This is a genomic window from Eggerthella sp. BIOML-A4, assembly GCF_009875575.1.
GTDB lineage: Bacteria > Actinomycetota > Coriobacteriia > Coriobacteriales > Eggerthellaceae > Eggerthella > Eggerthella lenta.
On sequence record NZ_WWRX01000008.1, the window covers coordinates 1 to 19487 of the forward strand.

The 19487-nt window shown below is 63.0% G+C and carries 14 protein-coding genes; 7 read left to right on the forward strand and 7 right to left on the reverse strand.

Annotated features, from left to right (window positions below):
• Positions 1-70: 70 nt before the first annotated feature.
• Both GT613_RS08680 and GT613_RS08685 read right to left on the reverse strand, forming a co-directional pair.
• Entirely contained in the window at positions 71-700 is a 630-nt protein-coding gene (locus tag GT613_RS08680; RefSeq protein WP_009306126.1) for a 4Fe-4S dicluster domain-containing protein, read from the reverse strand.
• A gap of 3 nt (positions 701-703) precedes the next feature.
• Positions 704-3592 carry a molybdopterin-dependent oxidoreductase gene (locus tag GT613_RS08685; protein WP_009306125.1) on the reverse strand — a complete coding sequence of 963 codons (2889 nt, stop codon included), beginning with the start codon at positions 3590-3592 and terminating at the stop codon, positions 704-706.
• A gap of 312 nt (positions 3593-3904) precedes the next feature.
• Between GT613_RS08685 and GT613_RS08690 the strand changes: the two genes are divergently transcribed.
• Positions 3905-4834 carry a LysR family transcriptional regulator gene (locus GT613_RS08690; RefSeq protein WP_009306124.1) on the forward strand — a complete coding sequence of 310 codons (930 nt, stop codon included), beginning with the start codon at positions 3905-3907 and terminating at the stop codon, positions 4832-4834.
• 233 nt (positions 4835-5067) lie between these two features.
• Here the strand turns inward: GT613_RS08690 and GT613_RS08695 are convergent, their stop codons facing one another.
• On the reverse strand, positions 5068-6252 hold the full coding sequence (locus GT613_RS08695) for a 4Fe-4S binding protein (RefSeq protein WP_161172587.1): 1185 nt from the start codon (positions 6250-6252) through the stop codon (positions 5068-5070).
• A 243-nt stretch (positions 6253-6495) separates the two neighbouring features.
• Between GT613_RS08695 and GT613_RS08700 the strand changes: the two genes are divergently transcribed.
• From GT613_RS08700 to GT613_RS08720, 5 genes are all read left to right on the forward strand, one after another.
• The gene (locus GT613_RS08700; protein WP_009306122.1) at positions 6496-7386 is read left to right on the forward strand and encodes a hypothetical protein; all 891 of its coding nucleotides are present in this window, start codon (positions 6496-6498) and stop codon (positions 7384-7386) included.
• A 2-nt stretch (positions 7387-7388) separates the two neighbouring features.
• Positions 7389-8099: a molecular chaperone gene (locus tag GT613_RS08705; RefSeq protein ID WP_009306121.1), complete on the forward strand. Its 711-nt coding sequence runs from the start codon at positions 7389-7391 to the stop codon at positions 8097-8099.
• A 25-nt stretch (positions 8100-8124) separates the two neighbouring features.
• Entirely contained in the window at positions 8125-8766 is a 642-nt protein-coding gene (locus tag GT613_RS08710) for a 4Fe-4S dicluster domain-containing protein (RefSeq protein WP_009306120.1), read from the forward strand.
• 9 nt (positions 8767-8775) lie between these two features.
• A complete protein-coding gene (locus GT613_RS08715) occupies positions 8776-9774 on the forward strand; it encodes a 4Fe-4S binding protein (RefSeq protein WP_009306119.1) in 999 nt (332 codons plus the stop codon).
• A 218-nt stretch (positions 9775-9992) separates the two neighbouring features.
• Complete coding sequence (locus tag GT613_RS08720; RefSeq protein WP_009608027.1) at positions 9993-11831, forward strand: UvrD-helicase domain-containing protein; 1839 nt, start codon at positions 9993-9995, stop codon at positions 11829-11831.
• Between the two features lie 103 nt (positions 11832-11934).
• Here the strand turns inward: GT613_RS08720 and GT613_RS08725 are convergent, their stop codons facing one another.
• From GT613_RS08725 to GT613_RS08735, 3 genes are all read right to left on the reverse strand, one after another.
• Entirely contained in the window at positions 11935-13341 is a 1407-nt protein-coding gene (locus GT613_RS08725; protein ID WP_015760011.1) for a helix-turn-helix transcriptional regulator, read from the reverse strand.
• 171 nt (positions 13342-13512) lie between these two features.
• The gene (locus GT613_RS08730) at positions 13513-15333 is read right to left on the reverse strand and encodes a flavocytochrome c (RefSeq protein ID WP_015760010.1); all 1821 of its coding nucleotides are present in this window, start codon (positions 15331-15333) and stop codon (positions 13513-13515) included.
• A 532-nt stretch (positions 15334-15865) separates the two neighbouring features.
• Positions 15866-17197, reverse strand: coding sequence for a serine dehydratase subunit alpha family protein (locus GT613_RS08735; protein WP_009607986.1), 1332 nt, complete (start codon positions 17195-17197; stop codon positions 15866-15868).
• A 234-nt stretch (positions 17198-17431) separates the two neighbouring features.
• Between GT613_RS08735 and GT613_RS08740 the strand changes: the two genes are divergently transcribed.
• Positions 17432-19150 carry an FAD-dependent oxidoreductase gene (locus GT613_RS08740; protein WP_009608167.1) on the forward strand — a complete coding sequence of 573 codons (1719 nt, stop codon included), beginning with the start codon at positions 17432-17434 and terminating at the stop codon, positions 19148-19150.
• A gap of 93 nt (positions 19151-19243) precedes the next feature.
• Here GT613_RS08740 and GT613_RS15490 read toward each other — a convergent pair.
• Positions 19244-19487: response regulator transcription factor (locus tag GT613_RS15490; protein ID WP_240132877.1), on the reverse strand; the 244-nt coding region annotated here is incomplete at its 5' end.

Sequence of the window (19487 nt, forward strand, 5' to 3'; positions counted from 1 at the left end):
TGCGTCCCGAACAGCCCCGCGCTCCACGCCACCAGCGTGGTGAACACGATCAAAGGCCACTGGAGCTCCATTATTCACCGCCTCCTTGCCATTCATGGTCACGCAGGATATAGCGCACCGACGGATTGTTTCCCACATTAGGCAGCACGTGCACGTCTTCATCCGTGAAGGGCTTGCAGAACTCCCCGAGAACAATGCGCTCGGTTCCGTTTTCCGCACCTTCGAACGATTCGATGCCCTTATCCAAATCACCGAAGAAGCGCGCCATGCCACCGCATTGGCTGACGCATTGCGGCAGCTCGCCCTGGGCGATCTTCTGCTCGCAAAGGGTGCACTTCTCAACCACGCGCTCCTGCTCGTTCAAGTAACGAACGTTGTAGGGACAAGCCATCGCGCAGAACTGGCAGCCGATGCACTTGGACTTGTCAACCTGCACCGTGCCGTCCTCAAGCTTGTGCGAGGCGCCCGTCGGGCACACCTTCACGCACTCGGGGTCGGCGCAGTGCTGGCACTGCACGGGCAGGAAGTAAAGATAAGAATCCGCATCCTGCGCACCTTGTATAGAAGCATTCGGCCCGATGCGTAAAACCTTGTTCCAAAAACTGCCAATGGGCACATCGTTCACGGCTTTGCATGCGACAGCGCATGCCAAGCACCCGACGCACCGATTCAAGTCGGTGACAATAGCATACTGGGTCATGGCCTACTCCCTCCCTTCGTACGTCGGCAGCCATTCTTTGAGACGAGGATCGGAAGCATCGTGGATGATCTCAACGCCGTTGTGGTCGCAAGGCACCGGATTGCCGAACGGGGAGTTCTCGGGCGTTGCCTTGTATATCTTGCCGAGGTACGCACGCAGGTTAGACGCGCCGCAATGCGGATCGCGCGCCCAGTTGTCTATCAAGTGGTTGACCGCGCATAGCTCGTGGCCCGATCCCGATTGCTTGAATTCCGGGAACCACCACTGATGCTCGCAATTGATAGTGCCGGGACGGATCCCGTAGTACAAATCGGCAACCTCGCGAATCTTCCCATATGGCGTCTCAATCCAAACCCAATCTCCCTGTTCTATGCCATACGTGGCGGCATCGTCTGGATTGATTTCCACGCGCGGCACCGGCCATTGCTCGCGACACCACGGCAGCTGCCGGTGCTCGGAATGGAAGTACACGGGAATGCGGCGTCCCGTAGTGATGATCAGCGGGTATTCTTTGTACATGTCAGGATCGCTCACAGGACTGTGCGGTGGTTCGCGATACGTGGGAAGATTCCACTCGCCATCGGGATGGAACGACTCCATGACCGTAGACCATATTTCGATCTTCTTTGTCGGAGTGTAGAACCCGGGAAGCCAATCACCTTGAGAACCTACGAACCCACCCGCATTGCGAGCGCGATTCGCACCGGTTTCGTAGCGGCGATACGTTCCCCACAATTCCGGTTCAGTTTCCTTGCAATCCCACCAGCCATGTTCCTGGAAACGCTGCTCGAATACCTTCCATCCCTTCGGCTCGAAACCCGCCACCGACATGTCCAGCATTTCCTCGACGCTAGGATATTCAGGATAACCAGGAATAACGTTATAGGGGAGGCCTTTGTATTCGTACAACATGCGAATGATCTCGCCGTCGAACTTCGCTTCACCAGGCGGGTCGATGCATTTGACCGTCGCGCCCATAGCGCCCGAAGCGCCCTGGGATGAACGCGGACTGGACAACTCCAAGAAATGAGCGGCAGGCAAAACGATGTCGCACAAACCACCGCCAGGAGTGTGCCACAGGTTGCATTCCACATAAAAATCGAGCTTCTTGAGAGCCTCCCATGTCGTGGTGGTGTTGCACTGGTTCATGAAGTTCCCCGACGAATTGAACGCGCCAACGACCGGATACGGTTCTCCGGTGAGCACCGCATTCCACGTAGCCGCAGCATCGGCCCACATGCCCCACCAATACAGCAGCGGAATCTCATCGCGACCTAAGATCTTCTCCATCTGCCCCGGCGAAAGCATGGGCATGCCCGAACCGTTGTTGGCAAAACCCATCTGACCGCCCTCGATGGGAGCGCGCGTTGACGCACGCTGACCGCCCGGCGTATCGTAATTTCCCGTGATGGCCGTCAGATAATCAAGCGCGCGCACATTCTGGATGGCGGTATTCGCATGCTCGGTGGCCAGCATGTACTGAATACCGCCATTGCCATAACCCTTTTCCGGATGAAGGGGCGTGCCGTAAGCCATAGCCGCCGCACGAATCTGATCGGCCGGAACCCCGGTGATTTCCTCAGCGACTTCAGGAGTGTATTCCGCGCAGCGATCGGCGTACTTTTGAAACACCGGCTGCACCTTATGCGTCGACCCGTCTTTGAGCGTCACTTCGAATTCCCCAAACAACGCCGGATCTATTTCAGGGTCGAACGGAGTAGGATCAATGACAAAACCTTGATGGAAGCCAGGCGCGAGATTCTCCTGCGAAGCTTCCTTCCCGGCCGTCGGCTTCGTCCATTCCTCACCTTCCCAAAAACCGGTTTCGGAATCGAAATAGGTCAGCCTCCCAGCAAGGTTGTCCCAAACCATAAAACGCTTTGGGCTTCCGTCCTCCAGCAGATCCGATTCCTTCAGCAAATGCGTCTTGAGTTCGAATGGGGTCATGACAATGGGCGAAGCCTCGGTCCAGCCGGTCGGCTCCATGTCTTCGCACACGAGAAACGGACCGTTGGTCCACTTCTTCGTGAACAACTCGTCGTACAGATTGTTTTCAATGATGACGTTCGTCCAAGCCAACGCCATCGCCCCATCGGTACCGGGTCGCAGGTGCAGCTGGAAGTCCGCCTCTTTACCCATGTTCGTTTCGCGCGGATCGACGCAAATGTGCGTGGTCGAGCGCGTCGCCACATCCACAGTGGTGCGGCAGCTGTCATCGTAGTTCGACATCTCGGATGCACCGCCCCAGGCCACGTACACATCAGGATGGGCAACCGTCTCCATCCAGCTGTCGGCGAAGCTCGAGCACATAAGAGTGGCGAAATGGCGCGGGCCCTTGCAGATCTGCCACGCCTGCACGATGTTCGGCGAATCCCACAGGTACATGCCGTTGGACGCTCCGAACATGCACCACACGCGCGACGTGCCGCACATGCCGAACAGCGATTCGCCTCCGTAGCGCGCTTGCAGCTCGTCGAATTTCGACACGATCGTGGTCATGGCCTCATCCCAAGAAATACGCACCCAACCGGGATCATCGGATTCCTTGTCGTTCGTTCGTTTCATAGGATAATGCAGACGATCAGGATGGTATGCCGCCTGAATGGCCGCTTGCGATTTGGTGCAGCAGTTCCCCATCGACTGGAACGCCGTAGGGTCGCCCTCCATCCGAACGACACGCCCGTTCTGCACTACGGCGATAACGCCGCATTCCATTTTGCCGCAGCCGCGACACCCTGTTCGGATACGCTTGATGTCACCTCCCACCGGCTTATCGACGGCATCGTCAGCAACAGCCAAACTCGGCTCAGCCAACGCGGAGATGCCGAACGCCGCGCCTGTCACGACCGAGACTTTGACGAAATCCCGTCGCGACATATGCAGTTTACCCATACCCTCCTCCTTATTTTCGACCCTGCCCACGACGACCCCATTAAGGAGATCGCATCTTCCTTCAGTATGAAAAGCAACTCGAAGATAGGGAAATAACGTTTCGGCACACATCGCCCCGCATGCATTCCGATTCAAGCCCCTCCCATTCCGATGCGTTATAAGACCATGCCAACAGGCCTAAGGAAAGCGCGTGTACCTCTCAAAATCACCCAGGATGCTACAATGGCTTTTAAGACGAGCGATGCTGGGGGGGCATCGAACCTCGCAATGCAATCGCCGAATGGGTTTTCATTCGGCGGAGGGGGGGTCATCATGAACATCGAATCCTGCAGAGAATTCATCGAGCTCGCTCAATGTCTGAACTTCACCGAGGCGGCCGGAAACCTCAACATCACCCAACCGGCATTGAGCAAGCACATGCTCGCCCTTGAAAAAGAATTCGGAATAGAACTGCTTGATCGAGGGAAAAAAGGAGTTCAGCTAACCGAAGGCGGACGCATCTTGTTCGAAAGCGCCGGGGTCATCGTGAACGAATACGACAAGACCAGAAACACGCTCGAACAGCTCAAAGCGAAGCGCCCTATTCACGTGGTCGGACACATGGAAGACTCCGACATAGCCTCCCTCGCTTCTATGACGGCAATGATCGCCCGCGAAAATCATCACGCGAACATCGTTTTCGACCGCAACATCGACGACCCCTTCACGTTGCTATCGAGAGAGTCCATCGATTTGTTCATCGGATACACCAACCCCCGTCACGCCGAACAAGAGGGATTGATCAGTAGGCCGTTCGTGTCGATTCAATTGCTCGCAATCGTAGAAAACGACCATCCGCTTGCCAACCGAACCTCGATCTCGTGGAAAGATCTGCAAACGCAAACGCTGGTGAAATTCATGAGCGACAAGACGAACCCTGCCTGGGATCAAATCGAAGCCGCATGTATCGATTACGGATTCGAGCCCAAGACCAGGCCCGTATCGGCAGGCAACGACGTGGAGTTCTTCAGCACACCGCTCAGAGGCAACGTCCTCATATGGAAAAAGACGCAAAAGCAGATCGGCTTACTGCTGGAAACCGGAAAGCGCACCGGTATACCGATCGAGGAAAAAGACAAGAACCTCGTAGCATACGCCGTCTACCATCCTAGAAACGAAGAACGCTTACGCGATTTCTTCGCTGCGGCAGAAGAGGCCCAAACTCTTCTCGACCGGCGTAAGGATCGCAAAAGCGAGCAGTAGCCGCTGGTTGCCACGACGCCCTCGAAGTCTCCTTCGAGGGCGTTCTGTCGTTTGCAAGAAGGGTCTGGAGAGGCAAATCGCGCTCGAAGGGGCTTCGAGGCCGGGGTAGGTCGGGAGGGTGGAATCCGGATGTTTCACGTGAAACATCCGTTCTTTTACGGCCGGTGTTTCGCGTGAAACATTTTGCGGAAAGGACTCCTTCCCTTCCCGTGCGCCACCCCAACGCCCCGCTCCTAGCGCTCGTACACCTGGTCGCAGTTGAGCAGATCCTTCATGGAGTGCCAGATCTGGTGCGGGTTGCCCGGCGGGTTCTTGAGCGGCTTCATCGGATAGCGCTCCTTCGCGCCCGACAGCAGATCGACGGCGAACACCTCGTCGGACAACTCGAGCGCGCCTTCCGGGCAGATGTCGGTGCAGCAGCGGCACTTCACGCAATCGACCGGGCGATGCGTCACGCCGATCGAGCCGTCTTCGTCCGCGTACTTCGCGATGGCCCCGGTGGGGCAGAACGTGGCGCACATCTGGCACGACGAGCACTTCTCGGGATCGATGATCACATGGCCCCACAAGCGCGTGTCCATGAGCACATCCTGCGGCTGCCCCAACGAATCGAGCGCGGCCAGCAAACGTTCGCGGCGGTCGGGAATGAAGTGAGGCAGCGTGCCGTCCTTGCCCACCTTCACGAACCTCGGCTCCCGCCGCTCCTCCACACCCAATGCGTCCTTGACGGCGTAGTCGGCCGTCACCGCCGCAACGTTCTTAGCCTCGTCCTTCATGCTGGCGAAGAAACCCCGACGGCTTGCATCATAGCCCTCGTCACCTGACCGGCGAACGAACGAGGGGAGCTTCTCCACCAGGTCGATGCGCATATCGTTGTTCCAGGTTTCCAGCAGCGCGCTCGCCGTGTCGCACACGACCTGCGCCATCTCGGAACCCGAAACATGCTCGCATTGCGCGCAGCGCGCCTGCACGAGGCTCACTCGGTGCACTCCCAGCGCCGCCAGCATGACCAGCAAGCTTTCCTCCACGCGCCCCAGGCACGTGACGCCCACCACCTTCTCGGGGTCGTACAACCCGTCGGCCGCGGCAAGCAGCTGATCGCAGGCGATAACCACCTGGCCGTCAGCCGGGTCAGCCGCCGCACGACACGCCTGCAACAGCTCGGCATCGTTCGGGCGATGCGCTTCGAGCGCGCAGGTGGGACACACGGTAGCGCAGGTTCCGCACCCGATGCACCGCTCGGGTTCGATGACCAGCTCGTTGTCGTCGTAGGAGATGCAACCGCTCGTGCACACATCGGCGCACTTCATGCACGTTGCGTTGCGATTGCGCACAACAGCGCAACGGCCCTGATGAACCGTAATGTCGGCGCTCTGAAGTTGTTCGAGCAGACCGAGGAAATTCGTCACGTGAGCCATGACTTCACCCTTTCTCGTCTACCCCCTTGCACCGCACAGTATAACCACTTTCGCCGTCTCACGCGAGAAAAAACGCGCTTGACACCTTCGGCGAGCCTCCCCTATCATGTGGCCTTGGGGAGTCCGCCGGCACGCCGATCGCGTGCGAAGCGGACATTGTTTGCAAAAGTGGGAACCTCAGGGGTGAGGTTTCGCGGTGCCGTGCGCCGTAAGTTGCAAACAATGTCTGACGAGGGGCGGAACATGACTCACGATTCCACGAACCAGCATCTTTCTCTTGAGCCCGACTACGACGGGTTCGATCCACTTGAAGATTTCGAAGACGATGCGACCGAGGTCGAAGGCCGTGCCGACGAGTTCGTCGCCACGGTGAGCGCCGCCGAAGACGCGCTCGCTCACGACGCGATGGCACCCGCCACGCCCGCCATCTGCGAAAAGCCCGCTGAAGAGCGCATCGCCGACTTGTTGGAGGCCATGGCGCCGCGCCGCACGGTGCTGCTGGGCATCCTGGCCGCCTGCGCCGAGCCGCAGCCGGCATCCGCCGTGAACGCTCGCGTCGACGAGCTGCAGGAGAACAACTTCTCGGTGTACAGCGCGGCCAACCTGTGCTCCTTGCTGGAGAAGGCGGGCGCCATCGAGCGCGTCACGGCCGAGGGCGAACCCGCGGAGGACATCGAAATCGAGCCACAGACCGTCGTCGTCGACGGCGTCGAATACCTGGAAGCCCGCGAACCCGTCGAGATCTACTGGCACATCACCGAGCCGGGCCGCGCGGCGCTTGAGGCCGACAAACCGCTCGAGCGCCTGCGCGCCCTCCTGGACGAAGATGCCGCCTACGCGCCCATCTACCAGCGCATCCTCCGCTTGTGCACAGCAGACGGCGGCGCCACGACACCCGCCATCAACAACGCGGTCGACCACAACCCGCTGGTGCAGAAGCCGCGCTTCTACGCGCCCCACTTCGTCGACCGCCTGGAGAAATGCGACGCGCTGGCCTGGAAGAAGGCGTGGTGCATCACCGACATCGGACGCGCCGGCCTCGATATGCTGGCAGACGTCGTAGACGAGAACGCGCCCGCCACCCAGCCCGAAACCCCCGCAACCCCTGATCCCGCCGCATCCAAGGAGGACTAACCATGACCGAAGCAACCGCGCCCGCAACCGAGACCCTCGCCGACGAAGCGACCATGCAGGAGCTCGTCAAACTGAACGAGCAGCGCGCCGCCACGTACGGCCTGCTGTCGCGCCTGTACCGCGTGGAGGTGGACCAGCCCCTTCTCGACGAGCTGCGCAGCATGCGCTTCCCCGCCAAGACGGGCAACGAGAACGTGGACGAGGGCTACCGCCTGCTGGCCACGTACCTGAGCAACACCTGGGACAACAGCGTCACCGACCTCGCCATCGACTACGTGCGCGTGTTCATCGGACACGGCATCGACGCGTTCTCGGCCGCCTACCCGTTCGAATCGGTGTACACCTCCGAGAAGCGCCTGCTCATGCAGGAAGCACGCGACGAGGTGCTGGCCATCTACCGCAGCGCAGGCCTCGACAAGCAGGACACATGGAAAGAGGGCGAGGATCATATCGCGCTCGAGCTGGAATTCGAGCAGATCATGGCCACGCGCACGGTCGAAGCGCTGCGCAAAGGCGACGAAGACGAGGCCGTCGCGCTGCTGACCACGCAGAAGAACTTTCTCGAAGACCATCTGGCGGCATGGGCTCCCATGATGACCTCCGACATGAAGCGATTCGCGCAAACCGACTTCTACCGGGGCTTGGCGTACTTGACGGACGGGTTCCTCCAAACCGACCAAACGTTCCTCGACGACGTGCTGGCCGAAGACTAACTGCACAGGATCGAAAGAAGGAGCGATGGACAACAAGCAGGAGAAAACCTACGCCGGCATGACGCGACGCACGCTGTGCCTGGGCGCAGGCGGCGCTGCGGTCATGCTAGGTCTAGGCGGATTGAAGTACGCGGGATCGCAACCGCTCGTGCGCCCGCCGGGAGGCCAGGACGAGGAACGGCTCATCTCGGCCTGCATCCGCTGCGAGAAGTGCTACGAGATCTGCCCGCGCGACGTCATCGCGCCCGCCCACCTCGAGGACGGTGTGCTGAACATGCGCACCCCCACGTTCGACTTCTCGGCCAACTGGTGCGACTGGTGCGCCGAAGAGCACGACGGCACCCCGTTGTGCGTGAGCGCCTGCCCCACCGAAGCGCTCAAGCTGCCCGACGACGCCACGGCCGAGAACACCATCATCGGCAAAGCCGTTATCAACACGGACTGGTGCTTGGCGTACAAGCTGATCGGATGCCGGTTTTGCTACGACGCCTGTCCCTACGAGGCCATGGAGCTCGACGAGAACAACCGCCCCGTCGTGATCGAGGACAAGTGCAACGGCTGCGGCGCGTGCGAGAGCGTGTGCGTCTCGCTGCAGAACGGCTCCATCTCCGAAGGAGCCACCGCGCGCGCCATCGTCGTCCACCCGCTTGACGAAGTTGAAGGATAAGGTGCCCTCATGAAGAAGAACTCCAAGAAGCTGCGCACCCTCGTCGCACTGGCCATCGTGGCCGTCGTCGCCGTCGGCTTCGTCACGAACGTCGGGATCGGCACCATGTCGGCACCGGGCATCTGGGACATCTCCATCCTATGCCCGCTGGGCGCCTTGGGAACGATGCTCGCCTCCAAGATGATGGTGCCGCGCGCCGTAATCTCGCTGATCGTGATGGTGCTGCTCATCGTTCTGTTCGCCCGCGCGTTCTGCGGATGGATTTGCCCCGTGCCGCTCGTGCAGAAGTTGCGCGGCTTGTTCGCGAAGAAGCAACCCGTCGAACGCGGCGACGATGCCGATCCTGCCGCGGCGCCGCTCACGAAAGTCGAGATCGACGCGCTGGGCGTTTCATGCTCGAAGGGGTCGAAGAATGGCAGCGGATGCGCGTCCTGCGCCTCCAAGCGCGGAGCCGCGCTCGATGCTCGCCACTTCGTGCTGGGCGGCGCGCTGGCGTCCACCTTCATCTTTGGATTCCCGGTGTTCTGCCTCGTCTGCCCCATCGGACTCACGTTCGCCACCATCCTGCTGGTCATCAACCTGTTCTCACACGGCGATGTCACCTGGTCGCTCATCGTGGTGCCCGCGCTGCTTATCGCCGAGGTGCTGCTGTTCAAGAAGTGGTGCCATAAGCTGTGCCCGCTTTCGGCGTTCATGAGCCTGATCGCGAAGGCGAACAAGACCTTCGTGCCCACGATCGACGATGCGAAGTGCCTGGAAACGGCGAAGGGCGGCGCGTGCGGGGCCTGCGGCCGCGTCTGCGAGGAGGGCATCGACCCGCGCCACCCGCAGCTTTCGCAGGCGGCATGGAGCGAGTGCACCAAGTGCCGCGCCTGCGTGGACGCATGCCCTGCGAACGCGATCACCATGCCGCTGCTGCCGCGGCGAACGCCGTCTACCGCAGAACCTGTCGCCGTGCCAACGAACGCCGAGAAGATCGACGCGGAGAATGCGCGCCCCGTTCCGTAAAGCCCCTCCTGCGCGACCCGGCTCGCAGCTGCAGCGGTCTGGTCGCGCATCCGGAATCGGGCCGAGCCCGACCCCGGGCAAAAGGCGGCTTGGCAAGGGCTTTGGGGGACGAGCCGCCTTTTGCCCGGGAGCGACATCCCCGCTCCCCCTCCCTGCGAAAAGAGGGATGCCGCTTCCGGCCTTCATCTGACAACCACGACGTGGGAGGACGAAAACCCATGGCATACGAAACGACAAGCGAATCGACCGAGGCCCTGCTCGTCACCGGAGGCGTCGGCACCGGCAAAACGCAACGTCTCGTCGAGCGCGCTGCCGCGCTGCTGGCCGAAAACGCCGCCGCGGGCAACGTGCTCGTGCTGTGCGCGACGCCCCAGGCCGCACGCCTGTTCTCGGAGCGGTTGACAGCCCGCGTCGGTGCCAAGCGCGCTGCCGGCGCAACCGTCGCCACCGCACGCGCCTTAGCGCTCGACGTGCTGGCCGACGACGGCGCGCGCCGCTGGTCGGGGCGCGAGCCGCGACTACTGACCGCCTTCGAAGAGACGTTCCTCATGGAGGACATGAAGGTGAGCGGGCTGCGGCCGAAGCGGCTGCGCGAGATGCTCAAGTTCTTCTACCGCTCGTGGACCGAGCTGGCGGACGACGATCCCGATTGGCTGCTACCGGGCGAGGAGGCCGATGTCCATACGCTGTTGAAAGAGAACCTGGTCTTCATGCGCGCCGTCATAGAACCCGAAGCGGCGAACCTTGCTGCACGCTACCTCCGAGAACACGACGAAGCGCGGGCGGCGCATTCCTACGCGCACGTGCTGATGGACGACTACGCCTGCGCAAGCCGTGCCTCGCAGACGCTGGCGAATCTCGTCGCAACCTGCTCGATCACCGTGGCGGGCGACGCGGAAACCTGCATCGAGACATACGATTCGTACCCCTATGCCGCCGGAATCGACGAATTCCTCGCAACGCATCCCGATGCTGCTTGCGAGCACCTGGATGCCGACGCGCCCGATGCCGTCGAACGGGTCGCTCTGGCAAGCGACACGCCCGAAGCCGAGTTCGAACAGGTGGCGCGCACGGTGGCCGAAGCCGTCGCCGCAGGAACGCCCGCACGGCAGATCGTCGTGGCCGTACCGAACAGCGTGTGGTCGCGCAACATCGCAACCGCTTTGCACGCACGAGGCGTGCCAACCGAAGCGCTCGCCATCTCGCAGCCCCTGCGCGGCGACGTGCGGGACAACGCCCGCTGCACGCCTGCGCGCATCGCCACGGCCCTCAACCTCGTGGCGAACCCAGACGACACCGCGGCTTGGCGGTGCTGGTGTGGATTCGGCGACTACCTGGTGAACAGCGCGGCTTTCGCCAGCCTGCGGACTTGCGCGAAGGAGCGCAGTATCGGCCTCGTGGACGCTTTGGAGATGCTAAGCGAAAACGACTGCGAGCACGTAGTGGGCGCGCAACGCGTGGCGACCGCCTACAAGGACGGTCGCGCGCTCATCGAGCAGGTACGAGGATTGCGGGGCACGGCACTGCTGGACGAGCTGACGCGCATCGTCACCGACGGAGCGGAATCCCAAGCGCCCGCCGTTCTGCGCGAGCTCTGCCTCGAGCACGGCAACGCAGCCGATGAAAACCCGGAAAGCCTTTACGATGCCGATGCTGCGGCGATGGCGCGGCGCATGGCCGAGCGCCTGCTCGCGCCCACGCTGGAGGTTGCCGACGCGGTAGCCGTCGTCCCCTACGACTTCGCCTGCGGCTTCTCGCCCGACCTGCTGATCGTCGCCGGCTTCGTGAACGGTTTCATCCCCTCCCGCGACTATTTCGACGCCACGGTGACCCCGCCCGAGCGCCAGGAGAAGATGCGCGCCGTCGACGAACGACGCGTGCGCGCGCTCACAGGAAAGGCCGGCCGCGCGGTGGCGCTGTCGTACTTCACGTCCACCGACCTCGAAAGCGCCGGCAAGCTGAAGCTCAAGATCAGTCGCATCCGCCTCAAGAACGGTATCCGCACCTGCACTATAGAGCCCAGCCTATTCCTGGAGCAAATCGCAGCGCAGGAGTAGCCGCGACTGGGGTGGCTTTCGCAGACCCGCCGATTTGACGATCTCGAAAAGCACGCCTCAGCGAACGAGGCGTGTTTTTCGAGCGAGGATCGGTCGGGGCGAGCTATCCGGCGTCCACACTCTCCAGCAGCTCCAACAGCTCCTCCCGGTTAGCGGTCTTCGTTTTCGCATAAATGTGGTTGAGGTGGGTCTTCACGGTGTTCTTGGAGATGAACAGCTGTTTCTCGATGTAGGCGCCCGTGTGGCCGGTTGCCCAGATGGCCAACACCTCCTGCTCGCGCGGCGATAAGCCGCATTGCACGGCCACGCGCTTCACGCGGAGGGCAAGGGCGTCGACCGCGTCCTCTTCGACGACGGCAGGCGATTTGAGAGACAGAGGCGATCCCATGATGACCAGCAACGCCGCCATAAGCGACAGCAAGATGGCGATGGCCACCGATTCGGACGTGGGCAGCACATCGGTCATGATCTGGCCCAGACAGCTGCCGCCCCATTGGGCGAATCGCATAAGCGCCAGGCACAGCAGCGCCGACAGGCCGTCCTTGAAGAAGGAATCGATGAGCAGAAACCATACCAGGTACTTAACCAGCTCCGCCCCCACCAGCGCCACACTGAACGTAGTGCCGCCCCCGAAAGGATCAAGCGATGCCGGGAGCAGCGAAGCCATAGCCATCAAAGGAAACGCCAGGTAGAAAGCCAACATGGCGTTCTTGCGATAAAAGAGGTACGCCAACAGGATAGCGACGAACGACGCAAGCGCAGGCACGCCGGCCAGCGCGCCGTGGAACTCGGAAGACACCTCGAAACCGCCGATCACGCCGTTCGCCCGCGTCGCCCCGTAGCCGAAGAACGCGAGCGAAATAGCCGCCATCGGCTTCCAGGGAACGCGCGACAACGATACGCGCAGACTGTCGCCGTCCAAAGAAGCGGGCAGCATCCGCACCTCCGATGCGCCCCGTTCCCGTTCGCCCCGCACCGCGATTTCGAGCAGCCCGAACGCGCCGAACGGCAGCAGCACGGAGACCGCGAGCACCGACAGGGCGGGCAACAGCGAGATCAGGGCGAACAAGAGGAATCCGAGCAAGTACGCCGTCCCTGCGCACACGGCGGTGCGCTCCACGCCCTGCACGCTCATGCGCTCTTCCCATCCGAGACGCAGCGTGCTTCCCAAGCCGCTCAGCGCGAAGGCGATCAGCATCCAGCCCATCGGCGCCCGCCCGAAACCGGCAAGCGCGGCAACTACGATGGCCAGGCTCGACACGGCGGCGAACACCGCCAACAGCACGGTGCGTCGCCTAAGAGGAGCCGTCCTGCGCGCTAGCAGCACGAGCACGAGCGCGGCCAAGGCCGTCAGCGCCGCCTGCACGATTTGCGCCTCGCCCACGGGCGCCTCATGGCGCAGGTCGCCGAACAGCACCGATCCGTTCCAGAACACGAAGCTCCAAGCGATGTAGCAAGCCAGCCCCGCGCTATCGAACAGCATCGCGCGATTGGGTTTGGGGAACGGCACGGCACCGCCTGACCGGGAGGTCTTTTTCGTCGTATCGTCCGCTATGGAAGCGTTGCTGCGCATGCGGCACATACTAGCCGATGGAACGCGTTCGCACAAGGCGAACCCGTCCGAAGCGCAAAGCCGTCGAACGGGTTCTGGGAGAGGGAGGAACGTCAAGGCTGGCGAGCGTTATGCGAGCGCCGCCGCGTTCGCACCGGCCACGCGGCCGAACACGAACACGTCGGTGATGGAGCAAGAGCCCAGGCGGTTCGTACCCATCTTATGGCCTGCCTGCTCGCCGGCCGCGAACAGGCCGGGGATGGGCGCGGCGTCGCTATCGAGCACCTGCGCGTCGGTATTGATGTGCAGGCCGCCCATGGTGTAGTGCACCGACGGCTTGTACGCCAAGATGTAGTAAGGGCCGCCCTCGATGGGATTGAGCGCCGCGCGGTAGTTGAAGTCGGGGTCGGCGCCGTCCTTGCAGTAGCCGTTCCACTTCTCCACGGTCTTTTGCAGCTCAGCGGCATCGATGCCGAAAGGTTCGCACGCCTCGGCGATGGTCTCGCCCTTCGCCAGCTGGCCGCGCCCGAACAAGCCGTCCATCTCGGCCGCGTTCACCGTGGCGATGTCGGTGTGGTCGAGGCCGTCCTGGTTGAAGATCATGTAGCCGATGCCGTCCGTCTGCTCCTTGATGGCGTTGGAGATGACGTCGCGGCGCTCCATCTCCTCGACGAAGCGGTCGCCTTCCTTGTTGATGCAGATGGCTCGATTCTCCAGGCGCATGTTGCCCACGTACAAGAGGGCGCCCGTCTGCGTGTCGCAGGTGGGATACGTCTGGATGTACTGCATGTCGATGAGGTTCGCACCGATCTTCTCGGCCATGACGTGGCAGTCGCCCGTCGCGCCCACCGAGTCGGTGGAGAGTATCTTCTCGTCCATCTCGGGGTTGTACTTCATGCGCATCTCGACGTTGGAGCCGAAGCCGCCGGCCGCGAGGATGACGGCCTTCGCCTTGAAGTCGTAGGTTTCGCCCGTGGCCGTGTTCGTGGCCTTCAGTCCCACGACCGCGCCCGAGGCGTCCTGAACCAGCTCGTCGGCCTTCGTGTTGCGGCACACCTTGAGGTTCTTGAGACCCTCGGCGCGCTTGTCCAGCTTGCAGATGATGCCGCTTCCCTCGTTGCCTTCGGGGATGAGCGAGCGGATGACCGAGTGGCCGCCGAAGAAGCGCTCGTAGGGCTGCCATGCCACGCCTCCGTTGAAGATGAGCCACTCCATGGCGCCGTACGCGCCTTCGCAGATGACGTTGACCAGGTCGGGGTCGCCCACATGATCGCCGCCGACGATCATGTCCTCGGCCATCTTCTCCACGCTGTCCTCGATGCCGTCCCGCTTCTGGAACCAGTTGTTCGGCACGGCCATGGCGCCGCCGGACAGGATGGTATCGCCGCCGACGATGCCCAGTTTCTCCAACAGCACGACGTTCTTGCCGGCCTCGGCCGCGGTCAGCGCGGCCGCATAGCCCGCGCCTCCGGCACCCACTACGACGACATCCACATCGGTCGTCAGGCCCTCGGGAGCCTGCGGCACGGCCTTTTCGCGCTTCTTCCATTCGCTCGATTTCATGCCCGAGGCGTCGACGGCGTCGGAGACGGCCGTGAGGAAGGCCATGGACGAAACCGTGGCGCCCGTCACCATATCCACGTTGAGCGTCTGGTTCTTCACGATGAGATCGGAAAGCACGTCGATGCCGGCGGTGCCCACGCCGTAGGACTCGCGCGACTTCAACGGGTTGATGCGGGCGATGGAATCGCCCTCGGTGATGACCTCGACGGTAAGCTCGCCGCCCTTGCCGTTGGCCGTGCCGGTCCATGCCTGCGCACCCTCGCCCGCAGCGCCTGCGACCGTCGACGAGCTTTCGCCTTTCGGAGCGCAACCTGCTATCGCCAGCGTCCCGCCCAAAGCAGCAATAGCTCCACCGGTAATGAAATTTCTGCGTGAAAGATTCGACATGACGCCCTCCTTGTTGTGATGGTGCTCGCTTCTCCCGAATATCCCGATTCGGTAGGCCGATGCTGCATCGAGAAGGACGCCCACCGCATCGCCGCAGAGGTTTGAACCGAGCGCAATCTTCCGAAAACGCGCATCAAACCTCAGGGGTGATGCCGCTGATCTGGGAATACGAAGAAAAACAGAGGTGAGCCGAGGGGACGGACGGGGTCGACACCTCTTCCCCTCGCTTCGGCCGCTCCGGCCTCGTCCCGGGTGGACGCAAATCGGTAGCCATGTCAATTCTCAAGCGCTCGAAACGCGCTTCTCGCTGGAAGCACACGCAAAAGGCCTGGTCGCATTTCGAACCTACGACGATATGCGGCTTCAGGCGAGGGCGTAATTGCCATGGCTCCCGATTCACGCCCACGTTCGAGGAATTCGAGCGAAGTTCGCCGGTTCGAGACGAGACGTTGACTCATTCCCGTTGACTCCCAGTGACGAGACGAAGGGACGGGGTTGACAGTTCATTACCTCCCTTCGCTCGTCCCGCGATTCACGCTCCCAGCATGATCCTGATGATCTCGTCGTTGGTGGCGCGCATGCCGTCGCGGCCGAGGCGGGCGATGCTGTCGATGGTGTTCTCGACGCCCTTCTTCACGATGCCGTCGCCGCCGTAGAACTGCTGGCCGTCACGGTACATGACGTAACCCAGGATGCCCGCGTTCACCGAGAACGCGATCTTGCCGGCGCACGAGGGCTTCGCGCCGTCGCACACCATGCCGGCCACGATAGACAGCGCATTCACCACGGCATGACAGGCCTCGCAGTAGCCGCCGCCATCCAAATACGCGATGCCCGCGCCCGCAGCCGCGCCCGCGCACACTGCGCCGCAGAACGCCGACAGCCGTCCGATGCCCGTCTTCTGATGGATAGCCACGAGGTTCGACAGCACGAGCGCACGGTAGAGCTGCTCGTCGGAAGAGCCCAGGTGGCGCGCGTACACGATGAGCGGAACCGACACCGTGATGCCCTGATTGCCGCTGCCGGAGTTGATGACCACGGGCAGCTCGCAGCCGCTCATGCGCGCGTCGGACGCCGCCGCGGCGCACGCGCACGCGCGCACCTTCACGTCGTCGCCGTAGGCGCCCAGCATGACGCTGCCGATGTTCGCGCCCCAGTCGCCCGCCAGCCCCTCGTCGACGATGGCGCCGTTGCAGGCGATCTGGCGATCCAGCAGGTCTCGCACGTCATCCAGCTCCACGGTCATGGCGAAGTCCCAGATGCCCTCCATCGACAGCACGCCGCGATCGGTCATCCCGTCGGCCGAGCCGCCAACGGAGGGCACCGCCACGTCGCGCAGCACCTCCCCGTCGCGCTCCTCGCGCACGATGTTCGTATGGAAGTCGGCGATGCGCACGAGCGCGCTGCGAGCGGGAGAGGCGCAGGCATCAGCCTCCGCGTCCGCCGCCTGCGCCTCCGCGTCCGAGAACACGCGCACGACGATGTCGAAGTCCAGCTCCGATGCGGCGCGCTCAACCGCGATGGACGCGCGCTCCACATAGGCCGCGATACCCGCAATCTCCTCGGGCGAAACCTCGGCGATCACTTCGAGGCTGCGCTCGGCGCGCCCCGCCACGATGCCCGCAGCCGCAGCGGCCTCGATCCCCTTCAGGCCGCCGGTATGGGGCACCACCACGCTCTTCGCGTTCTTGATGATGCTTCCGCTGGCCTCCACCTCCACGCGGGCAGGTTCCGCGCCCAGCAGTTCGCGCGCCCGCGCGGCCGCCAGCGCGATGGCGATGGGCTCGGTGCATCCCATCGCGGCGACGAGCTCCTCTTCGAGGATGGCCACGTATCGCCTGTACCGCTCGTCCGTCCGCTCCATGAAGCACTCCCTTTCGCGCCGCCCGTCGCATGCAACGCATCATGATAGCACCTCGCGCATGGCGCCGCGCGCCGCCCGTCCTCGCAAACCGCGTTCGGCAGCCCTCCCCCGTTTTCGGGTATCTTCGTTGTTTTGCCTGGACACAGGCGAATATACCCCGATCCGCGCGATGACGCGGCTCCGCGACCCGCGTAGCATGCACCTCGTTGAAACCGAACAAACGAGGAGGGAATCATGGGAGAACGAACCATCAGCCGCCGGAACTTCCTGGCGGGAATCACCGCGACGGGCGCGCTGGCCGCAGCCGGGGCGCTGGCCGGATGCGCGCCGCAAGCGCAGGCCGAAGGCGGAAAGAGCGGCAAGGCCGACGCCGACGCGCAGGGTAGTTGGCGCGACAAGCCGGATATGCCCGCCGACATCGCCGAGACGCTGGAAGCCGACCTCGTGGTGGTAGGCGCCGGCAACGGCGGGCTCGTGGCCGCCACCACGGCCGCGCAGAACGGCGCGAAGGTCATCGTGCTGGAAAAGGGCGGCAACATCGCCGCCGCACGCGAGGCTATCGGCGCGCTCAACTCCGCGCTGGAGCCCGACCATGTCGAAGACGTCCCCACCCTGCTGAACCATGCGAACCAGACCCAAGCGGGCGATGCCAACATGCTGCTGTACAAAACCTGGGCCGAGAAGTCTGGCGAGATGATCGAATGGATGAAGGAGACGCTTGAGCCCAAGGGCATGCTGTTCCCGTTCGAATGGCACAAGCCCGACGACCCGCACGCCTACTACCCGGCCATGTGCTATAACCCCTGCATGGGCGAGTACAACCCCGACGGCCCGAACTACGGCGCGTACGCCCACCTTGAAGTGATGAACGAGGTGCTGGGCGAGCTGGGTGGCGAAGTCATGTTCATGACGCCCGCGAAGATGCTCGTGCAGGACGAGTCGGGCAAGGTGTGCGGCGTCATCGCGGAGTCGAAGGACAAGGGCGTCATCCAGATCAACGCGAAGAACGGCGTCATCGTGTGCACGGGCGGCTACGGCGCGAACGACGAGATGCTGCAGGACCTGTGCCCCGGCAACTCCAACTGGTGCGTGCTGCGCGACAGCGTCACCGAGGAGGGCGACGGCATCCGCATGGCGCTGTGGGCGGGAGCCGAGCTGGAAGCGGGCGGCGCCTGCATGATCTGGAACCGCGGCATCATGTTCGACGACACCGAGTTCGACGGCTCCTACCAGGGCGGCGACATCTTCCTTCCCGGCAGCCAGCCGTTCCTCCACGTGAACGCCAACGGCGAGCGCTTCATGAACGAGGACCAGTGCTACCCCATGAGCTACGCCGGCGGCGCGAACCAGCCCGGCCACTTCTCGTGGATCGTTTGGGACGGCAGCTACTGGGAAGACATCGAGCGGTTCGACACCTGCGGCTGCTCGCGCCTGTTCCCCGCGCCGTCGGGCACCGCGTTCAACGCCGACGTGTACGACTGCGAGGCCATCACGAAGGAGCACCTCGACTCGTTCTGGCTGGAGCCGCGCATCGAGAGCGGCGCGCTGAAGAAGCGCGACACGCTCGACGAGCTGGCGAAAGCGATGAAGTTCGACGCCGACCAAACCGCCACGTTCAAGGCCACCATCGAACGCTATAACGAACTGGTCGCTGCAGGCGAGGACGTCGACTTCGGCAAGCCTGCCTACCGCCTGAGCGCCGTCGACGAGCCGCCGTTCTACGCCGCGCGCATCGCCGGCGAGCTGTTGGTCACCATCCACGGCGTGATCACGAACGCCGACTCGCAGCCGCTGCGCAAGGACGGCAGCGTCATCGAGGGCCTCTACGTTTGCGGCAACGACCAGGGCGGCTTCTACCCGCACAACTATCCCAGCAACTTCACGGGCATCAACGCGGGCCGCACCGCCACCTTCGCCCGCATCGCCGCCAAGCACGCTTTAGGCGCAGCGTAAGCAGCACCAAAACCAACCCTCCCTCCCTTAACGGAAAGCCCCGCACGCGGGGCTTTCCGTGCGCTTGCTCAGGATGGCAAGGCAACGTGCGAGCTAATGCACGAGGTCGATGAGCTCTTGGCGAGAGTGCACGTCGAGTTTGGCGTAGACGTGCTTGGCGTGGGTGGCGGCCGTCTCGCGCGAGATGACGAGAGCGTCGCGCACGTACGGTATCGATCGGCCGCGCGCCAGGAGGTCGAACACCTCGGTCTCGCGCGGGGTGAGGCCGCCGCGTTCGGCAAGCTCGAGGATGCGGGCGGTCAGCTCGTCGATATCGGCTGCAGGCGCGGGGGCGGAT